This window comes from Candidatus Accumulibacter meliphilus (assembly GCF_036625345.1).
In the GTDB taxonomy this organism is placed as follows: Bacteria; Pseudomonadota; Gammaproteobacteria; order Burkholderiales; family Rhodocyclaceae; genus Accumulibacter; species Accumulibacter meliphilus.
This window is the reverse complement of sequence record NZ_JAZKTZ010000002.1, coordinates 1-16,869: the sequence shown is the minus strand read 5'-3', so window position 1 is coordinate 16,869 and position 16,869 is coordinate 1. Positions and strand designations below refer to the sequence as shown.

General features: G+C 58.5%; 15 protein-coding genes, 1 tRNA gene and 1 pseudogene. 12 read left to right on the top strand and 5 right to left on the bottom strand.

Annotation, left to right across the window (positions count from 1 at the left end):
* Window positions 1–54: 54 nt before the first annotated feature.
* From V5B40_RS03550 to uvrB, 3 genes are all read right to left on the bottom strand, one after another.
* Window positions 55–732 carry a rhodanese-like domain-containing protein gene (locus tag V5B40_RS03550; protein ID WP_332353269.1) on the bottom strand — a complete coding sequence of 226 codons (678 nt, stop codon included), beginning with the start codon at window positions 730–732 and terminating at the stop codon, window positions 55–57.
* Window positions 729–1,883, bottom strand: coding sequence for a hypothetical protein (locus V5B40_RS03545; protein WP_332353268.1), 1,155 nt, complete (start codon window positions 1,881–1,883; stop codon window positions 729–731). Before V5B40_RS03545 ends, V5B40_RS03550 begins: the two co-directional genes overlap by 4 nt.
* Window positions 1,884–2,032: 149 nt before the next feature.
* Complete coding sequence (gene uvrB, locus V5B40_RS03540) at window positions 2,033–4,111, bottom strand: excinuclease ABC subunit UvrB (protein ID WP_332353267.1); 2,079 nt, start codon at window positions 4,109–4,111, stop codon at window positions 2,033–2,035.
* A 184-nt stretch (window positions 4,112–4,295) separates the two neighbouring features.
* Here uvrB and V5B40_RS03535 point away from each other — a divergent pair, with 184 nt between their 5' ends.
* The gene (locus V5B40_RS03535) at window positions 4,296–5,498 is read left to right on the top strand and encodes an amino acid aminotransferase (RefSeq protein ID WP_332353266.1); all 1,203 of its coding nucleotides are present in this window, start codon (window positions 4,296–4,298) and stop codon (window positions 5,496–5,498) included.
* 237 nt (window positions 5,499–5,735) lie between these two features.
* Here V5B40_RS03535 and V5B40_RS03530 read toward each other — a convergent pair whose 3' ends face one another.
* Both V5B40_RS03530 and V5B40_RS03525 read right to left on the bottom strand, forming a co-directional pair.
* Window positions 5,736–6,281 (bottom strand): hypothetical protein, encoded by a 546-nt coding sequence (locus V5B40_RS03530; protein ID WP_332353265.1) that lies wholly within the window; start codon window positions 6,279–6,281, stop codon window positions 5,736–5,738.
* 25 nt (window positions 6,282–6,306) lie between these two features.
* Window positions 6,307–7,629 carry a hypothetical protein gene (locus tag V5B40_RS03525; protein WP_332353264.1) on the bottom strand — a complete coding sequence of 441 codons (1,323 nt, stop codon included), beginning with the start codon at window positions 7,627–7,629 and terminating at the stop codon, window positions 6,307–6,309.
* A 313-nt stretch (window positions 7,630–7,942) separates the two neighbouring features.
* On the opposite strand from V5B40_RS03525, the gene V5B40_RS03520 reads away from it, so the two are divergent.
* The 11 genes and pseudogenes from V5B40_RS03520 to V5B40_RS03470 form a co-directional block, all read left to right on the top strand.
* Window positions 7,943–8,018 (top strand) — tRNA-Asn (locus V5B40_RS03520).
* Between the two features lie 182 nt (window positions 8,019–8,200).
* Window positions 8,201–9,262 (top strand): DNA adenine methylase, encoded by a 1,062-nt coding sequence (locus tag V5B40_RS03515; RefSeq protein WP_332353263.1) that lies wholly within the window; start codon window positions 8,201–8,203, stop codon window positions 9,260–9,262.
* A complete protein-coding gene (locus V5B40_RS03510; RefSeq protein WP_332353262.1) occupies window positions 9,262–9,996 on the top strand; it encodes a hypothetical protein in 735 nt (244 codons plus the stop codon). Before V5B40_RS03515 ends, V5B40_RS03510 begins: the two co-directional genes overlap by 1 nt.
* Window positions 9,971–10,981 carry a beta-ribofuranosylaminobenzene 5'-phosphate synthase family protein gene (locus V5B40_RS03505; RefSeq protein WP_332353261.1) on the top strand — a complete coding sequence of 337 codons (1,011 nt, stop codon included), beginning with the start codon at window positions 9,971–9,973 and terminating at the stop codon, window positions 10,979–10,981. Before V5B40_RS03510 ends, V5B40_RS03505 begins: the two co-directional genes overlap by 26 nt.
* Complete coding sequence (locus V5B40_RS03500; RefSeq protein ID WP_332353260.1) at window positions 10,974–12,182, top strand: non-canonical purine NTP pyrophosphatase; 1,209 nt, start codon at window positions 10,974–10,976, stop codon at window positions 12,180–12,182. The genes V5B40_RS03505 and V5B40_RS03500 overlap by 8 nt, the downstream gene beginning before the upstream one ends.
* A 107-nt stretch (window positions 12,183–12,289) precedes the next feature.
* Window positions 12,290–12,961, top strand: coding sequence for a hypothetical protein (locus V5B40_RS03495; RefSeq protein WP_332353259.1), 672 nt, complete (start codon window positions 12,290–12,292; stop codon window positions 12,959–12,961).
* A 255-nt stretch (window positions 12,962–13,216) separates the two neighbouring features.
* Window positions 13,217–13,564: a hypothetical protein gene (locus tag V5B40_RS03490; protein WP_332353258.1), complete on the top strand. Its 348-nt coding sequence runs from the start codon at window positions 13,217–13,219 to the stop codon at window positions 13,562–13,564.
* A 90-nt stretch (window positions 13,565–13,654) separates the two neighbouring features.
* Window positions 13,655–14,020 (top strand): hypothetical protein, encoded by a 366-nt coding sequence (locus tag V5B40_RS03485; protein WP_332353257.1) that lies wholly within the window; start codon window positions 13,655–13,657, stop codon window positions 14,018–14,020.
* 259 nt (window positions 14,021–14,279) lie between these two features.
* Window positions 14,280–14,690, top strand: a complete 411-nt coding sequence (locus tag V5B40_RS03480; RefSeq protein ID WP_332353256.1) for a hypothetical protein — start codon at window positions 14,280–14,282, stop codon at window positions 14,688–14,690.
* Window positions 14,691–15,296: 606 nt separating this feature from the next.
* Complete coding sequence (locus V5B40_RS03475) at window positions 15,297–15,710, top strand: antirestriction protein (RefSeq protein WP_332353255.1); 414 nt, start codon at window positions 15,297–15,299, stop codon at window positions 15,708–15,710.
* Window positions 15,711–16,415: 705 nt separating this feature from the next.
* Window positions 16,416–16,869: pseudogene (locus tag V5B40_RS03470) on the top strand (hypothetical protein); the annotation flags it as partial.

Here is a 16,869-nt window from a genome sequence, read left to right as displayed (position 1 = left end):
GGCTCCTTCGAGAATTTTCCGGCTCGCCGCCGCCAGCTTGAAAGGCGTGTGCCGTTACCGAGCCTGGCCTGAATTGGACCGTGTCGGCAGGCCAGCTTGTGTCCAGGCTTCCATACCGCCGCGGTACCACAACACATTCCGGTAGCCCAGGTTGATCGCGCGCAAAGCCGCGTTGTAAGACATCCAGCAGTTCACGCCTTCGCAGTAGAGCACCAGTGGACGCGACTTGTCGCCATTGGCAATCGTCTGCAGATACTCACCAAACTCGCGCTGCGTATTGTCATTGAACGTGCCGCCTTGTGCTGCGGGCACCACGGAAATCGCATCCGGCAGCGCGGACGGAGCACCATAGACATCGAGCAGCAGTACACCGGACTGTTTGTCTTGCAGCAGTTTCCGCAACGCCTGCGTGCTAATGACCGACCCGCCGGGGATTTCCCTGGGCGTCGGACCGTGCAACTGATGACTGGGCTTGAGCTCTTTTGTTGGAGGGATTCCGAAGTCCTGAGTCTCATCGATCCCCGAGCGCGGCAAATTGCCGGAGGAGGCCGTGGCGTCGCCAGGTCCACGGCCGGTTTCTGAACGAGTGGGCGCGACTGGCGCCGGCGCTTGCTCGCGCGGTGGTATGGGTGGACTATCGAAAGTGTTCTGGGCAGACGAGACAGCCGCATGCAGCGTCGTAAGAGTGAACAGCAAGATCCGCAAGGCAGAGTACGTTGTGCTCGGTTTCATGGCAGGCGCTCCAGTTGAACACCGTTCGTGGGGGCGTAATTCGGGTTGTCGGTGGAAATATAGCGGCCGTCACCGACACGCCAAACGTAATCGTTATGGATGGTGGCACGCACCGGCGTGTTGCTGGCCGGGTCCTTGTACGTGTTGTATTCGCCAATACCTTCCAAGGTGCGCCGCTGAATACGATCATCTGTTTCCTGCGTGCTTTTCCAGGTGTTGGAGTAGATCTGCGAGACCTCACTCAGTGTCTGTTGTCGAATCTGCGAGCGATCATTCGCACCCTTGAGATTGATTTGTGCCATTCGATCGTTATGCCATTTGGTGATGCCCATGGATTGCTCCCTGGCGATGCGATCTGAAGCCTCCCGAGTCGTTTGCCCCCACCTATCAACCCATTGTTTTTTCGCTCGCATCGAGTTGCGCAGACGTTCGCCGAGAGCGAAATCCAACTGCCCGTCAGGTGCGTGCTGGGCGTAGATATTGGTGGTACCGGCGACGATGTTGCCCTGCATTTCGGAGAAACTGATGGTGGTGATCAAGGATTCGCGAAATTCCCGCCCATCCTGAGAATAGCCAATCAGCATTTGCCCGGCCTCATAGTGCACCCGGGCACCGCCCCGGCCTGGCGCGTTCTTCGGCATCGCCTCCACAAGGTCGGGACGATCGCGGTACTGGAGAATCCTGGCGCGGCCAGCATAGCGCTGATTGACCACCATAGCGAGATAGGCGCGCACCGAGTTGATAGGCATGGGTGCACAGGGGTTGAACTGGATTTCTGTGCCCTGCACCTGCCAGTTATATCCAGGCCGGATTTCGAATCCCTGCAGACCATCGCGCGAGGTTGCCTGCCAACTCATGCGCATCATGTTGCCCACACACTGGCTGTTGCGGTCCCACGTAACGCCGCCACGCGTTACCCAGTCGTCCGGGATGCGCACGGTACCAACCTCCATCGGTTGATTGAATCCCTGGTTATCCATGATCGTGACCTCCTGCCATCCCTTGCCGACGGATTCTCGCTTCGCGCCCTGCGGGTCCACCCGACTGGCAACGCCGAAAGCAGCGCTGCTTTCGGCGCCGGCTTGCGTGGACACTGCGCCAAAAACCAGCGCTGTCGCGAGAAAAATAGAGCGTATGCGGTAGATGTTCATCAAGATGCCTCCAGTAGCTGACAGCGAATAGTAAGTGATATGCAATATCGTGAGGGGCTCGGGAGGTCGATCACTTGCCGGCAGGCCTTCTCGAACATCGCCACGGCCTTGCCAGCGCCGAGCTTTTCCGCAGCGGTCTTGTGTGATTGTCACCCTTCAATATTGGCCTGCTCGCCGCTGATGCCGAAGACCTGTTGACGAATGCGGAACAGCTCGTCGCGGGCAGCGGCGGCTTTCTCGAATTCGAGGTTCCTGGCGTATTCGAGCATATCTTTCTCGAGTCGCTTGAGTTCGCGCGCCAGTTGCTTCTCGCTCATTGCTTCGTAGTTGGCCTGTTGCTGCGCCGCCTTGAGTTCGCGGCGTGCGTCGTCGAGGTCGTAGACGCCGTCGATGATGTCGGTGATGCGCTTGCTGATGCCTTTCGGGACGATGCCGTGCGCTGCGTTGAAGGCGATCTGCTTGAGCCGCCGTCGTTCGGTTTCGGCGATGGCGCGGCTCATCGAGCCGGTGACCCGGTCGGCGTAGAGAATGGCGGTGCCGTTGAGGTGGCGGGCAGCGCGACCGATGGTCTGGATCAGTGAGCGTTCGGAGCGCAGGAAGCCTTCCTTGTCGGCGTCGAGAATGGCCACCAGCGAAACTTCCGGAATGTCGAGACCTTCGCGCAGCAGGTTGATGCCGACCAGCACATCGAACTTGCCGAGACGCAGGTCGCGAATGATCTCGACGCGTTCGACGGTGTCGATGTCCGAATGCAGATAGCGGACGCGCACTTCGTGTTCGCTCAGATACTCGGTGAGATCCTCGGACATGCGCTTGGTCAGCGTGGTCACCAGCACCCGCTCGCCGCGCCCGACGCGCAGGCGGATTTCGGAGAGCAGGTCGTCGATCTGGCTGGACGCCGGGCGAACGATGAGCACCGGGTCGATAAGCCCGGTCGGGCGCACGACCTGCTCGACGACCTGACCCTGATGCGTCTGTTCGTAGTCGGCCGGGGTTGCCGAAACGAAAATCGTCTGTCGCAGCAGGGCTTCGTACTCGGCGAACTTGAGCGGCCTGTTGTCGAGCGCGGAGGGCAGGCGGAAACCGTAGTTGACCAGGTTTTCCTTGCGCGAGCGGTCGCCCTTGAACATGCCGCCGACCTGGGGGATGGCGACGTGCGATTCGTCGATGAACATCAGCGCGTCGGCCGCCAGGTAGTCGATCAGCGTCGGCGGCGGCTCGCCCGGCTGGCGCCCGGAGAGATGCCGCGAGTAGTTCTCGATGCCTTTGCAGAAACCGAGCTGGTCGAGCATCTCGAGGTCGAATCGCGTGCGCTGCTCGATGCGCTGCGCTTCTACCAGGCGGCCTTCGGCATTGAAGGAAGCGGTGCGCTCGGTGAGCTCGCGCTTGATTGCCTCGATGGCACGCAGCACCGTGGCGCGCGGCGTCACGTAGTGCGACGAAGGGAAGACGGTGAAGCGCTTCAGCTTGCCCTGCAGATGGCCGGTCAGCGGGTCGAAGAGCTGCAGGCCGTCGATTTCGTCGTCGAAGAGCGAAATGCGGATCGCCTGCTCGGCGTGTTCGGCGGGAAAAACGTCGATGACGTCGCCGCGAACACGAAAAATGCCACGGTGGAAGTCGGTCTCGTTGCGCTCGTACTGCATCTCGACCAGGCGCTTGATCACTTCGCGCTGATCGATGCGGTCGCCGACGCGCATGGTGAGAATCATCTTGTGATACTCGTCGCGGTCGCCGATGCCGTAGATGCACGAGACGGTGGCGACGATCACGCAGTCGCGGCGTTCGAGCAGGCTCTTGGTCGCCGAGAGGCGCATCTGCTCGATGTGCTCGTTGATCGACGAGTCCTTCTCGATGAACAGATCGCGCGCCGGAACGTAGGCCTCCGGCTGGTAGTAGTCGTAGTAGGAAACGAAATATTCGACGGCGTTTTCGGGAAAAAACTCGCGAAACTCGGCATAGAGCTGCGCGGCGAGCGTCTTGTTCGGCGCCAGAACCAGCGCCGGGCGGCCGCTGCGGGCAATGACGTTGGCCATGGTGTAGGTCTTGCCCGAACCGGTGACGCCGAGCAGGGTCTGGAAAGAGAGTCCGTCTGCCAGTCCGGCGAGCAATTGCTCGATCGCCGCCGGCTGGTCGCCGGCCGGCAGGAAAGGCTGATGGAGGAGGAAGGGACTGCCCGCGAAGCTGACCACGGGGTGCTTCTTTTCGGGCGAATGGAGGGCAGCTGACATGCTAGAATTTTACGTTGTTTCGGGACCGGTCGGCGTCGTGCGCGCTGCCTGGCCGAGTTGTCCGGAAACAAGTTTCTTTTACGACGTTTCGTTTCTCCCCGAGCTCTGACGTCTCTTGAAGCCTGCTGCGCGGGCCCGACCGAGAGAGGTGCAGCTCAGCAACCGGCCAACTTAGGAAACATCCATGACCGCCTCGCTTTTCGCCGCCGTTGAAATGGCTCCCCGCGACCCGATTCTCGGCCTCACCGAATCATTCAACGCCGACCCCCGGTCGACCAAGGTCAACCTTGGCGTTGGTGTGTATTTCGACGACAACGGCAAAATCCCGCTGCTGGCGGCCGTCAAAGCGGCCGAGAAAGCACGCCTGGAAGCCATGCCGCCGCGCGGCTACCAGCCGATCGACGGTCTTCCAGCTTATAACCAGATTGTCCAGAAACTGCTCTTCGGCGCCGATTCGGCCCTGCTCGAAGCGGGCCAGGTAGCGACCATCGAAGCGCTCGGCGGCACCGGCGCCCTGAAGGTCGGTGCCGATTACCTGCGCCGACTGCTGCCGGCGGCCAAAGTTTACATCAGCGATCCGAGTTGGGAGAACCACCGCGCGATTTTCGAGTACGCCGGTTTCGAAGTCGATTCGTATCCCTACTACGACGCGGTGAGCCGTGGCGTCGATTTCGCCGCCATGACGAGCGGACTGAACAGCTTGCCGGCGGGTTCGATTGTCGTCCTGCACGCCTGCTGCCATAACCCGACCGGCGCCGACCTCAATCAGGCGCAGTGGCGCGAAGTGATCGACACGCTCAGCGCTCGCGGCCTGGTCGCCTTCCTCGACATGGCCTACCAGGGCTTCGCCGACGGCATCCGGGAAGACGCGCAGGTGCTGCAATTGTTTGCCGCATCGGGACTGCAATTCCTCGTCGCCAGCTCGTTTTCCAAGTCCTTCTCGCTCTACGGCGAACGGGTCGGCGCCTTGTCGGTGGTCACCGCCAACCGCGATGAAACGGCACGCGTCATGTCGCAGGTCAAGCGGGTGGTGCGGGCCAACTACTCGAATCCGCCGACGCACGGCGGCGCCATTGTCGCGGCGGTGCTGGCCAGCGCCGAGCTGCGCCAGATGTGGGAGGCCGAACTGGCCGAGATGCGTCAGCGCATCCTGGCCATGCGCGTCAGCCTGGTCGACAAGCTGCAGGGCAGGGGAGTGAGCACCGACTTTTCCTTCGTCACCCGCCAGCGCGGCATGTTCTCCTACACCGGGCTTGACGTCGCGCAGGTCGACCGCATGCGCGACGAGTTCGGTATCTACGCGGTAGGCACCGGTCGCATCTGTCTGGCCGCGCTGAACACCCGCAACATCGACTACGTCGCCGACGCCATCGCCGCGGTTCTCTGACGCTTGCTTTGCTGCACGTGAAACGCCGGCGATGCCGGCGTTTTTTTTCAGCGGCGCGCGCATCACTCCGTGCTCAAGAAATGCGGCAGCACACGACGGGGAAGGCGCAGCCGACGCGGCAATCTTCCATCCTCTCACTATTTTTCCCGCCGCATTGACATCCTGACAACGCGAAAAGCCAAACCTGCCGCGTCGGCTTCCCTCCTCGCAATGCATGCTCATCAAGGCAACACCACGCTAGTTGCTTTCCAGCGGCGTCTTCAGCGAACCGCTGATCAAGATCGGAATGGTTGGATCGGCACGTCCCCGCATCTGCACGGCCATGCGGCCGCGCAATTGCAGATCGTCGTTCACTTCGATCTGACCGGTAGACTGCATCGTTCCGGCGTGCAGGAGCAGACGCGAGAATCGATAGCGCTCGGGGGTCAGGCTGATCGCGCCGGTGAGTTGTTCGAAGCGGGTGGCGCCGCCAAGCGTCGCCGGGTTGTCGGAAAAGCGGCGCACCGCCTCGGGAAGGTCGATACCTCCCAGGCTTCCCCTGTTTACCGTGAAGCTCCCCTGGCCGTAAATCGAGCGCGCGATGGTGGACCAGGTTTCGGACATTGCCGAGAAGCGCAGAACGCCGGCAAGGTCACCGTCGAACTGTTCGCCGACTCCCAAAGCCGCGCCAAAACGCTTGGCGCTGATCCGTTCGAAGGCAATTTCGCCAGTAATTGCAGGCGGCCCGTCCCCGTGCAGGGTGACTGTACCGCTGATGCGGCCGGAGAATATGCGTAAATCCATGTCCTTGATGACGAACCGTGGACCGTCAACATCTCCCTTGAAGCTGAAGGAGTCGAAGCGATACGGCGAATTCGGCGATGGCCGCCAGGCGTGCCCCTCCGCGGAAAGCGTCAGCTGGCCGGCGGCTGGCTTGGCCTCGACTCTGCAGGCTGCGGTCAGCAGACTTCAGCGACACTGACTCCAGCAGCCCATCGGCAGACAAGGCCAGCTCACCGCTCAAGTCGTCAAAGCCAAGCCCGGCGAAGCTGATGTTGGCATTGCTGATCGTCACGCGCTGCACGCCAAATTTGGCAGACTCGCGAGCAGTGGCCGCGAACATTCGCGACAGGCCGGTCAGTGCTGTCGCCGACAGGTCGAGGTCGCGCAATTCCATTTCCGCGAAAACGATTCTTGGTGAAAATAGCGTGCCGAGCTCTGGCCGGAGGCGCAGTTCGGCGATTTGCATCAGCTCCTCGCCAGCGGCGTTTCCGACGCGCACGTTGGCGAGCAGCAAGCCAGGCCGTGGATAGATCGTGACCCGCATTTCTTCGATACTAATTTTCTGGCCGGTCGTCTCCGCGAGCGCGCTTTCCACCGTCGGGAGATATCGCGAATAGGGAAAAAAGAAGGCCGTCAAGACCAGCAAAGCGCTCAACAAAGCGCTGCCGAGCATTGCTGCCATCGGCCAGGTCATGGGTAAGCGACGGCCTTGGAGCGACTTCAGATCGGGTCCTTCACCCTCCCTGGCATCGTCCGTCCCGCCGCCCAGCAGCGCCTTTACGCGCGCGACAAAAGACGGCGCCGCCTGCTCCGCAGCGTTCTCCGGCGGCGCTGTTGGCGCCGCCGAGACTTCCTCTTCCTTGTTGAAGAAAACAGTGCGCGACTCGGGACCGGGTACGGAATTTCTCGGCGGTAAGCTGGATGCGAGCGGCGGCGATGACGTTGCCGCGAGTGAAAACCGCTTGGGGCTTTCTTCCGGCGCAGGAATCAGCCGGGTTACTTCCGCATCCGGTAAAGAGTGACGAGGGGGGGGCGGTTCCGTTCTCTTGCCGAAGGTGGAAAATTCGGACAAGGGCTGGGCAGCCCTGGCCTTGATCTGTTGTGCCAGCCGGCGGCCACGCGTCCATACCGAGTCCTCCTCGACCCGCCGCTCGATGAAGCCATCGTTCTCGAGCTCAAGGAGCGCGCTCAGGGTGAGTTGTTGGTTGCCGGTCTTGTCGCACAGTTCGGCGACGGTCGCATTGCCGTCGACCAGAATCAGCACCATGCGAAGATTTCTCTGGACGACCCTCGTCCGCTGCAACATGGCCTCTTCGCCGGAGGTTGTCTTGGCGTAAATCAGCTCGGAGTCGGTCTGGTCGGGGTCCATTTTCGCACTGTCATCTTGCCCGGCAATGAGCAACGGTTTTTCGGTTTTTTCGCACAATCGGCATTGTGCACTTAGTTGCCGCGCGCGGAAAGCCGGACATGCCTCTATGCTGCTTCCCCTGCCGCAATCGAGCCTTCATCGCCCACGCTGGCCGTAGCGGGCGGCGGCCGACCGGCGGCCACGCGAAATACAGCAGCTAGGCCGCCCAGGCGAGATCCGCGCTGCATTCGGCAGCGTCACGGCCAATCACCACTTTGCCGCTCGCGAGAGTTGACGAGCCGCATTCCAATGGCTAGAATGCGCCCTCTCGTGTTCCTCGATAGCTCAGTTGGTAGAGCGTCGGACTGTTAATCCGTAGGTCCCTGGTTCGAGCCCAGGTCGGGGAGCCACAGAAAATTCCTAGTAGTACAAGCGCTTAGCCCAGCCCTCGCGGTTGGGCTTTTTGCGTTTGGGGTGCGCGTCCGGGCCTATACCGAGCTGGGGGTGGGTCGGTGTGGACTCATTTAATCTAGTCATTGATGAGAATTCTCATTTCCTCGATGATGACGCATGTAGAAAAATATCAACAAGAGTGCATGCCGACGAAGGCTGTGACTTAAAGCTGTCGAGCTACCCGAAGACGAGGTTCTATGGTAGCAAAAGAAGACAGCTAAATTGGCTCTTCCCCCACCTACGCCGATTAAGCGGTACTACGGTTCTAGATGCGTTTGGTGGCACCGGTTCCGTTTCACTTCTCTTCTCCCAACTAGGGAAACTCGTAACCTATAACGACGTCTTTCGATTCCAAGAAATCTCGGCGAAAGCACTGCTCGGCGATCTCGGTGGTCTCGTCTTAGCTCCGGAACGATTAGCGAGTTTCTTGGCTACCGTGACACCCCGAAATGGCTTAGTAACACAATGCTTTCAGGGGCTCTATTTTACGCAAGCCGAAAATGGTTGGCTCGACGGCGTCATGGAACGTATTTCTTGTGTCGCGAGCATACCAGAGAAAAGCGTTCTTCTCTACTGTCTATTCCAGGCATGCCTCAGCAAGCGTCCGTACAACTTGTTTCACCGCGCGAACTTGAATATTCGGCAGTCAAAAGAGCACGTCAGTTTCGGAAATCGCACCACCTGGGAAAAGAGCTTTGGTGAGCACATGATGTCGGCGTATCGCGAATTGATCCGCGGGAGAAAACTGCTCAAGCATCCAATCAATGTCATGCCATGCGGTTCCGTGGAAGACCTCGATATCGGGTTCGATATAGTCTACATGGACCCACCATATTTCAACTCACACCGCTATACTGAGTCATATTTGCTTCGCTACCACTTTCTCGAAGGCTTGGCCCGATTCGACGAATGGGAAAGCCTGATTGAACACGGCAGCAAAATAAAAAAGTTGTCCGATAATGCTGTTCCCGCGGAGTGGCGCTCAAAACATGACTTCACGCCCGCGCTATTTTCTTTAATTGATCGGTTTAGAAGCTCGACGGTTGTTCTTTCTTATGTTGCCGATGCGCATCCGAACGAAAACCAAATAGCAGAGCATTTTGAAAGTCGGTTCAAGAAATGCCGTGTAATCAGGATGGATTGCCGGAGGACATTATCGCGGCGCATTAGAACTGAGCTTCTTTTTATTGGGGAGCCATGATGTCGATATTTGAAAAACGTCTTACCATACCATTGCACGTCGCTATTCTTTTGATGCTCGTCCTCCTCTTGGCGACATTCCTGGTCATGTTCTGGTTCTTTTCTCCGCTGGGCAAAGGTTGGGCATCCCCAGAAGGGTATCTTTACGTATTGGCTGCTGGATTGGTTCCGGGACTCGTTGTGGCGACTTTCCAATACCTTCTACAGTGGTTTGAGTTCCGAGAGATTTCACGACTTCGCGCGCTCAAAGTAAAAGAAATATTACTAACGAGAGATGATTCTGAGTACTACGGCGCACTGATAAGCAATGCCAGAAAAACAATTGACCTTATGGGCGGCACCGCATCGCGTTTCTTGGAAGATTTTGCTTCCTCCAGTAGCCCACGTGAAGAAAAACGCGTTTTGCTCGCAGCCTTGAGAAGCGGTGTTGTCGTACGCATTATTGTTGCGCACGAAAAGCATCTCGATAAACCGGAGCAGAAAGAGAAGTTTGCGATTGCAGCGAGGCGCCTTGCGGAGTTAAGCAACGAGCACCCGAACAATTTCGAATATCGATACTATAAACACGCACCCACCCACATTGTATTGCGTGTCGACGACGACTGCCTGGTCGGCCCTCAGTTCCCAAATATTCGCAGTAAAGATACCCCGGCCGTTCATACCGTTTGCGACGGAGCATTTGCGAAACCGTATATCCAGTATCTGGAAAATGAGTGGGAAGCGGCCTGTGGCTAGTAGTCGTGTGCAATTTGGAATTTGTGCCTATCCTCGCCTACATGTTACTCTATTGGATCTTTGTGGTGACGGATATCGGCGTAATGGCGGAGTTGGTTTTTCGGTAGGCGCACCCAGAACGCGGATGGAGTTCATCACCAGCGAGAAGACCGATGTCTCCGTGCTTGCAAGCGTTGGGTTTTCTGAGTCCGAGATTTCGAAACTAAGCGTTCGCCTCGACACAATCATGACCACACTGCATTTCGATCTTGGCATCAAGATTTTGGAGTGCAATGGACTATTGCGGCATGTTGGATTTGGTTCTGGCACCGCAACTACCCTTGCGTGTATTGAAGCGTTGTTGACAGCAAACGAACATCCAATAGAGAAGGTCGAACTGCAGCGGCTCTCCGGTCGTGGCGGGGCGTCGGGTGTGGGAATTAATACATATTTTGAGGGCGGTCTTTCATTTGATGCTGGCAGAGCAGAAGACGGCACGCGCTTTTTGCCATCTGGGGCTGCTTACGAACGGTGCCCCTTGCCCATTGTTTTGACCGCAGCGCCCATGCCGTCTTGGGATATTGGGCTTCTAATTCTTGGCGATGTTGGATCACCTTCTGCTGCAGTTGAGCAACGCTTGTTCGACATCACCTGTCCTTTGTCACGGCAAGACGTTTATGAGGTTATTTACCACGCAACGTTCGGGTTGGTTGCGTCGGTTCTGACAGAGGACTTCGAGTCGTTTTGCGCGTCGATAAATGCTATCCAAGGCTGTGTATGGAAACGTGCTGAGATAAACGCGTACGGGCAGAAAATAGTGAGCCTCATCAATCAACTGCGTCGGCTGGGCTGCGATGCGGTTGGGCTTTCTAGTCTCGGCCCCGCGGTATATTTTTTCTCCAGCGATTTTGAGCAGGTTTTCGGAAAAATACGAATGAAATTTCCAAATTCACGGTTGATAAGAACTCAGCCGAGAAATCAGGGGCGGGAGACCGTGATTGTCTGATCTAGTGTTCTTTACATCCAACCGGGGAAAGCTCGCTCACTTCAAGTATATTGGGACGCAGTTAGGAGTTCCGATTTCTGGATTTCGAGAAAAGGTTTTCTATGCAAGTTACCATGAGCCGCAGTTGGACGACCGTGAGGCGCTTTTGCGAGAAAGCTATGAAAGCGCCCTGAGTCAGTGGAAGAGGAAGTACGGCGAAGACGATAGTGGTTTGTTCTTCTTAGAAGACACTTCTGTAAGAATTGATGGGCTAAGCGCCGAAGTAGATGTGCCCGGTGTCCACGTCAAGTACTGGATGCGCGACATGGATTTTGAGAAGCTCGACAGGCTTATCATTGATTCCGGGGGTAATCGGTCTGCTTCAGTAAGGTCAGATATCGTCTTACATATTCCGGAGCGATTTCGCGCCGCGTTGAGAATTGAAGAGCCATTCCTTTGGTTTCACGACGAAACGCAGGGGCATGTCGTAAATGGAGAAGTGGCGATCAAGCCAAACCTTCTTTATCCTTGGTTAGATAATAGGACTTTTAATCGCTGGTTTGTACCTAATGGCTTTGAGGTGCCAATAAGCTGCCTGTCTATTTCTGCTGCTAATACGGTTGACTTCCGCTTTCTAGCTTTTAGAAAGGCTGTTGATTTCCTCCGCGGCGCTGGTATTATTAAGTTGGAGAGTAAGAAGAATTCGGTACAACTGCCGTTGTCACGCATTCCGAAACCGCCGCCGATTATTGTTCTTTGCGGCTATAGCTGTGCGGGAAAAACTCGACTGGCTCAGTGGTTGCGCGATGCCCACGAATATATGCATCTGGAAGCCAGTGATTTCATGTACCAAGCGTTCTGGCGGCGGCACGGTCCGCTGACGTCAATAAGAATTGGGGACTTTGCAGAGTCGGCTCTGGCGCAAGATCCTGCTGTCGTGCCAACGGCTATAGCGAATCAGGTTAGGAGCGATCGATATCTAAAGGTCGTGGTTTCCGGTTTTAGATCCGCGCAGGAAATTCAAGAGTTGAAGCGATTGTTTTCGCCGGACAGAGAAGTGCAGGTGGTATTTTTGGCAGCCTCTCAATCAATTCGTTTCGGCCGCGCCCTTGAAAGAGGAAGAGAGGATGTCACGGACACAGCGTTTAAGAATAGAGATCAGCACGACCCCGCCCGCCGAAAGGCTCGCGGGGTTTTTCACGTCTACAGCGCGGAAACCTGACATCCGCCTATCCCGTGCGCCGTCTGACCCCGCTAGGTCGAACAGCGCCAAAAATCCCAACCAGCAGCGTACCAATCCCCAACCCCCACCCCACCCAGGAGCCGCCCATGAAGAAACTCGCCACCGCCATAGCCATCACCGCCGCACTCGCCGCCGCCGCAACCTACCAATACCTCCACGCCTCCACCGACCCTCACCAATCCGCCCTCCAATCCAAGCTACACGTCGTCGAGCGCACCCTGTCCGAGACCCAGCACGACCTCCTCGGCTATACCACTTTCACCCAATACCTGGAGGTCACCAAGAAAGCCATCTCAGGCCGGACGAAATTCCTGGCCGCCAGAATCGACCGAAACTACGTCCATGTCGAGCACATCAACAGGTCAGCCCTGGGCATCAAGTCGGACGCCACCATCATCCTGAACTACGCGGTGGAGTATTCCGTCGGCTACGACCTGAGCCCCGAGAGTTTCAGCGTTTCGGGCGACGCCACCGGCATCACCGTGACGCTGAAGAAACCGGAACTCGTAGCGTCGCCGGCCATCGGGGCGATCTCCCATGAGATCCCCGGCAAGGGGCTGCTGATCGATGAGAAAGAGCAAGTGATCGCCCTGCAGCAGCAGCTGACCATCGCCGCCGAGAAGCAGGGCAACGCCATCAGTATGGAAGAAGCAGTGATCGCCCTGTGCGAGCGGAAGCTCGGGGAATTCCTGCGCGACTTCCTGGCGAAGCAGCCGAATGTCCGCGCCGTCCCGATGATCACGTTCGCGTATCGCTGAGTCATCCGAGCAGCACCGCACCGAGCACCGAGCAGCACCGAGCAGCACCGAGCAGCACCAAGCCCTCCGCAGCACTCACCCGTTAGTTATCACCCCGCCAGCTCGCCATTTCACAGTGGTCGGGCATTTTTTTCGTCCACGAAAGGAGTTCCAAATGTCATTCACCATCACCGATCAGCTTCCCAACTGATCATCGCACCGCACACCACCGCAATACCCACCAACCGCATTCCCTGCCCACCCAGGAGGCGACCCATGCTCGTCCTTCGTGATCCCGAGGCCACCCGCAGCATCGCCGCCCCGGAGATACGCCGACTGGTCGAGCAGCGATTCCTCGATATCTGCGACGGGGAGCCCTACGAGCCCGACCTGCACGGCTACATGATCGTCGTCGAAGCCGGCGACAGCGTTCAGGACCTGGAAGAGGAGAGCGGTTGCCCTTTCGCATACTTCGAAGTCCTGGAGGAACTGGACACCTGCTACGAAATGGTCTTCGTCCCCGGCGACGGCGATTTCGGCATCGTGATCTTCATCCCCAAGCTGGCCGGTATCGATCCCGACCTTCTCGCCGTGTGTGCCGAGTATGCAGTCCCGGCGCCCTGAAGCGTACCAAGCAGCCGCCATCTTTTCATCCACCCCCAGCCACCCTGGCCTTCACGGTCTCGGTGGCTTTTTTCATTTCTGGAGCCCGTTATGCAGAACCATCCCACATCCAAGGACGCCATCGTTATCGAGATGGCGGAACGCCTCGGTGCCGACGATCGCGAAGCCTTCGAGGAACGCGCCGCCATCATCGAGTACGACGGCCAGCTGCCGCGTGCCCACGCCGAATGCCTCGCGCTGCTGGAGGTACTTCGCCGTGATGCGTCGGCCGTGCGTCGTTTAGTCGTCATGCAGATAGAAATCGACGGCGGCACCGAATGGCTGCTGACCACCGACCTTGCCTTCGCCCGCGCACACCTGGCGGACATCGGGGGCAGGGAAGTCGCCGTTCTTGATCCCGCTGATGTCATCCACGAGCAGTACGGCGGCGTCGCAGTCCTGGGCACGCTCCGCTGAGTCGCGCCAATCCGACCATCTTATATGGATGAAGAAATCCACCACCGATCCATTACTTGAAGGAGTCACGAAATGAAGAAAGCAGTACAGAAAGCAGCGGCACCGGAGCCAGCAGCACGGCGACCACCAAGGCCACCGGGAAGCGATCACCACCAAGGCCACCACCGAGCTACCCCTGCGCATCCTGAAGATCGCCCGCTGCCCGACGGTCTCGGGGAAATCCACCCTGACGTATCACCTTGGCTGCACCCCGGAATCGGTGATCAAGATTCGCCTGTATGGCAACACCGGGAACGGCTTCCTGAATCAGGACTGGATAGCCTGGACGGCGATTCAGGAGAAGCTTGAGCTGCACAGCCCTTTCACCTCGCAGGTGCTGCACGCGCTGTTCAGCGGGAAGTCCCTGAACAGTCCCGGCTTTCTGATGGCGGTGCTGAAGGCGGAAGGCGTCGTGAAGGCTTCGACGGTGAAAGGGCGCTGCTATGAGCTGACGAAGGACGCCGGGTTTCTGGCCGAGATCGAGCGGCTGATGGCGTCCGGCGTCGATCTTGATGCTGATACGGAGGCCAAGCTCGAAGCCAAAGCGGCGGCGAAATCCAAGCCCAAGAAGCAGGCAGGCGAAGTAGAAGCCACGACTGAAGCACCCGCCGACGTCGATACCAGCGCCTGACCTACCGCAGCCCCAGCTTTCCGTTCGTTCGAGTTGTAGTCCGGCGGTGCCTCGAAGGTGCGTCCGTAACTCGAAGAAACGTAAGGCTTTCTCCGAGGCGTCACCGAGGCACCGCGCAATACCGACCCTATACCGACCCTGCACGAAGTTTCACTGCTTGGCCGCACTGGGTACCGGTGCTTGGCAGCCCTGAGTTTCACCGTTCTGATTTTTCCACTTTCCAAACCAAAGGAGTCCCGATGTTTGAACTCGTTATTACTGTCCTGCTTGCCAGCCTGACCGGCTATGGGGCCACTGCGGCGCGAATTCTCTGGGCCGCGGCCTTGATCATTCCGTCGTAGTCATCCATCTTGCATCACCAAAGGAGCCATTCTCTTCGATCTGACGATTCATCGCTTCATCGCTTCACCGTCGATCGTTTCTGTTCGCCGCATCACCGTTAGTCCGTCCCCGTCCCGTCTCGACCCCTTCCCGATAGCCCCGGCAGTGCCACGTATCCGCTTCACGCGGAGGGCGGCGTTCGTCCGGAGAAATGCCATCGGGAACGGGGAGGGCGGGGCTGACGTTTTCCTACCTGACCTTTCACAACCTTCACAGGAGTACAGCATGACCACGACCATCATTACCGCCGACCTCGTACCTGAAGCGCGCCGCCTGCGCATCGCCGCGACGCTGTTCGACGTGCGCTTTCCGCTGCAGCTGGAGCCGACCATCTATCAGTTCGCCGAATTCCTTTCCGGCGACTATCGTGGCGGCTACTGGCATTTCTACACCCTGAGTAACGGCGGTTTCTACATGGCCCCTTCCCGGGAGAAGTTCTTCGCCGTCAGTGCCGAGAATGGCTACGAGGGCGAACTCTCGGGTAATGCCCTGGGGGTCACGGCCTGCCTCTACGCCTACAGCCACCTGTCGTTCCGGGAGGATGACTTCGCCGAGTCATGCGCCGAGCACTATCACCGGCTGAGGGAGTTCGCCCTGGGGCATCCCGAGGCCGCGGGGATTCTGGCGGCGATCGACTGACGTGGGCGGGCGGGGCGCGGCGGGGGCGGGCGAGGGCGGGGCCCCGGGGCGCGTGTCGGGCCCGACTGGGGGCCGCGCGGGTCCGAGGCGGGGCGATCGCGGGGCCGGGATGACCACCCCCATCCGGCGGCCCGGGCGCGTCCCCTGGGCCCGAGTTTTTGGCCGCGGGGTCCGGCGCGGCGGCGGTCGGGGGCGGTCGGCGGCGGGCTGCTCCCACGTGCTCGTCATACGGTAACGTCTGTCTGACCGACGCGCACGCTCCCCTCGTATTTCCCGATTTTTCCACTTGCTGCGAAATCTATGGGGCCGTCGCCCGTCCGTATGGCGAGATGCCAGCGAAGTGGGAAAAGTGGGTTTTTCAGGGGGCGTCGGGGCCCGGTAGAGAGCAGATATGGGATGTGGCGACCCTCCCGAGCCGTCAGACCACTGGCAGTGGTCGACCTTTGTCGCACTTCGACCTGCAGAGCGCTTCGGCCAGCCATGCCTCAGTTAGCTGCCGCATGGCTGGGCTTCATCCGAAAAGGGACCTTTCGATTTGGCTAATGTGAACTGACGACCTAAACCACCCGAAATTCGACATCAAGAGTTGAATTTTCCTCCACCAAAAGCTTGCCGACTGAAGATGTTCCGCGGTGTTCCAAAGTTGTTGACAAAAGAAAGCCACACGCTAGAATTGGAACATTCTGGAACATCATTGAGGGTGACATGGCACATTCCTACACCGCCACCGCGAAGCAGAACCCTGGCCGCCAAGCATGGCTAGTCGAATTTAGACATCCATTGCGCTTAGATGCCGGTGACAAGCCGGGGAAGAAGACACGAAAGGGCCTCGGGACCAAAGACAGCGATCGAGCTGACCTGCTCGTTAGCCAACTAAATGACTTGCTGGCCAATAGTGCCCTGTGGTCACTTGGAGCGCGCGGTGAAGCAGAAAAACGGTATGAGCCGGAAGTCATAGAAATCTTCTACGGCGAGATTGAGCCAAGGGCACTCGACGCGCGACCGCTCAGAGACAAGCTGCTCCCAATGCCCGCCCCGAACGATGGTTATGCAAAGGTGCTACTGCTTGGCGTACCTGGGGCGGGTAAAACGACATTGGTACGCCAACTTATTGGAACCCACCCCAAGAAGGAAGCGTTTCCGTCGACCTCGCTGAATC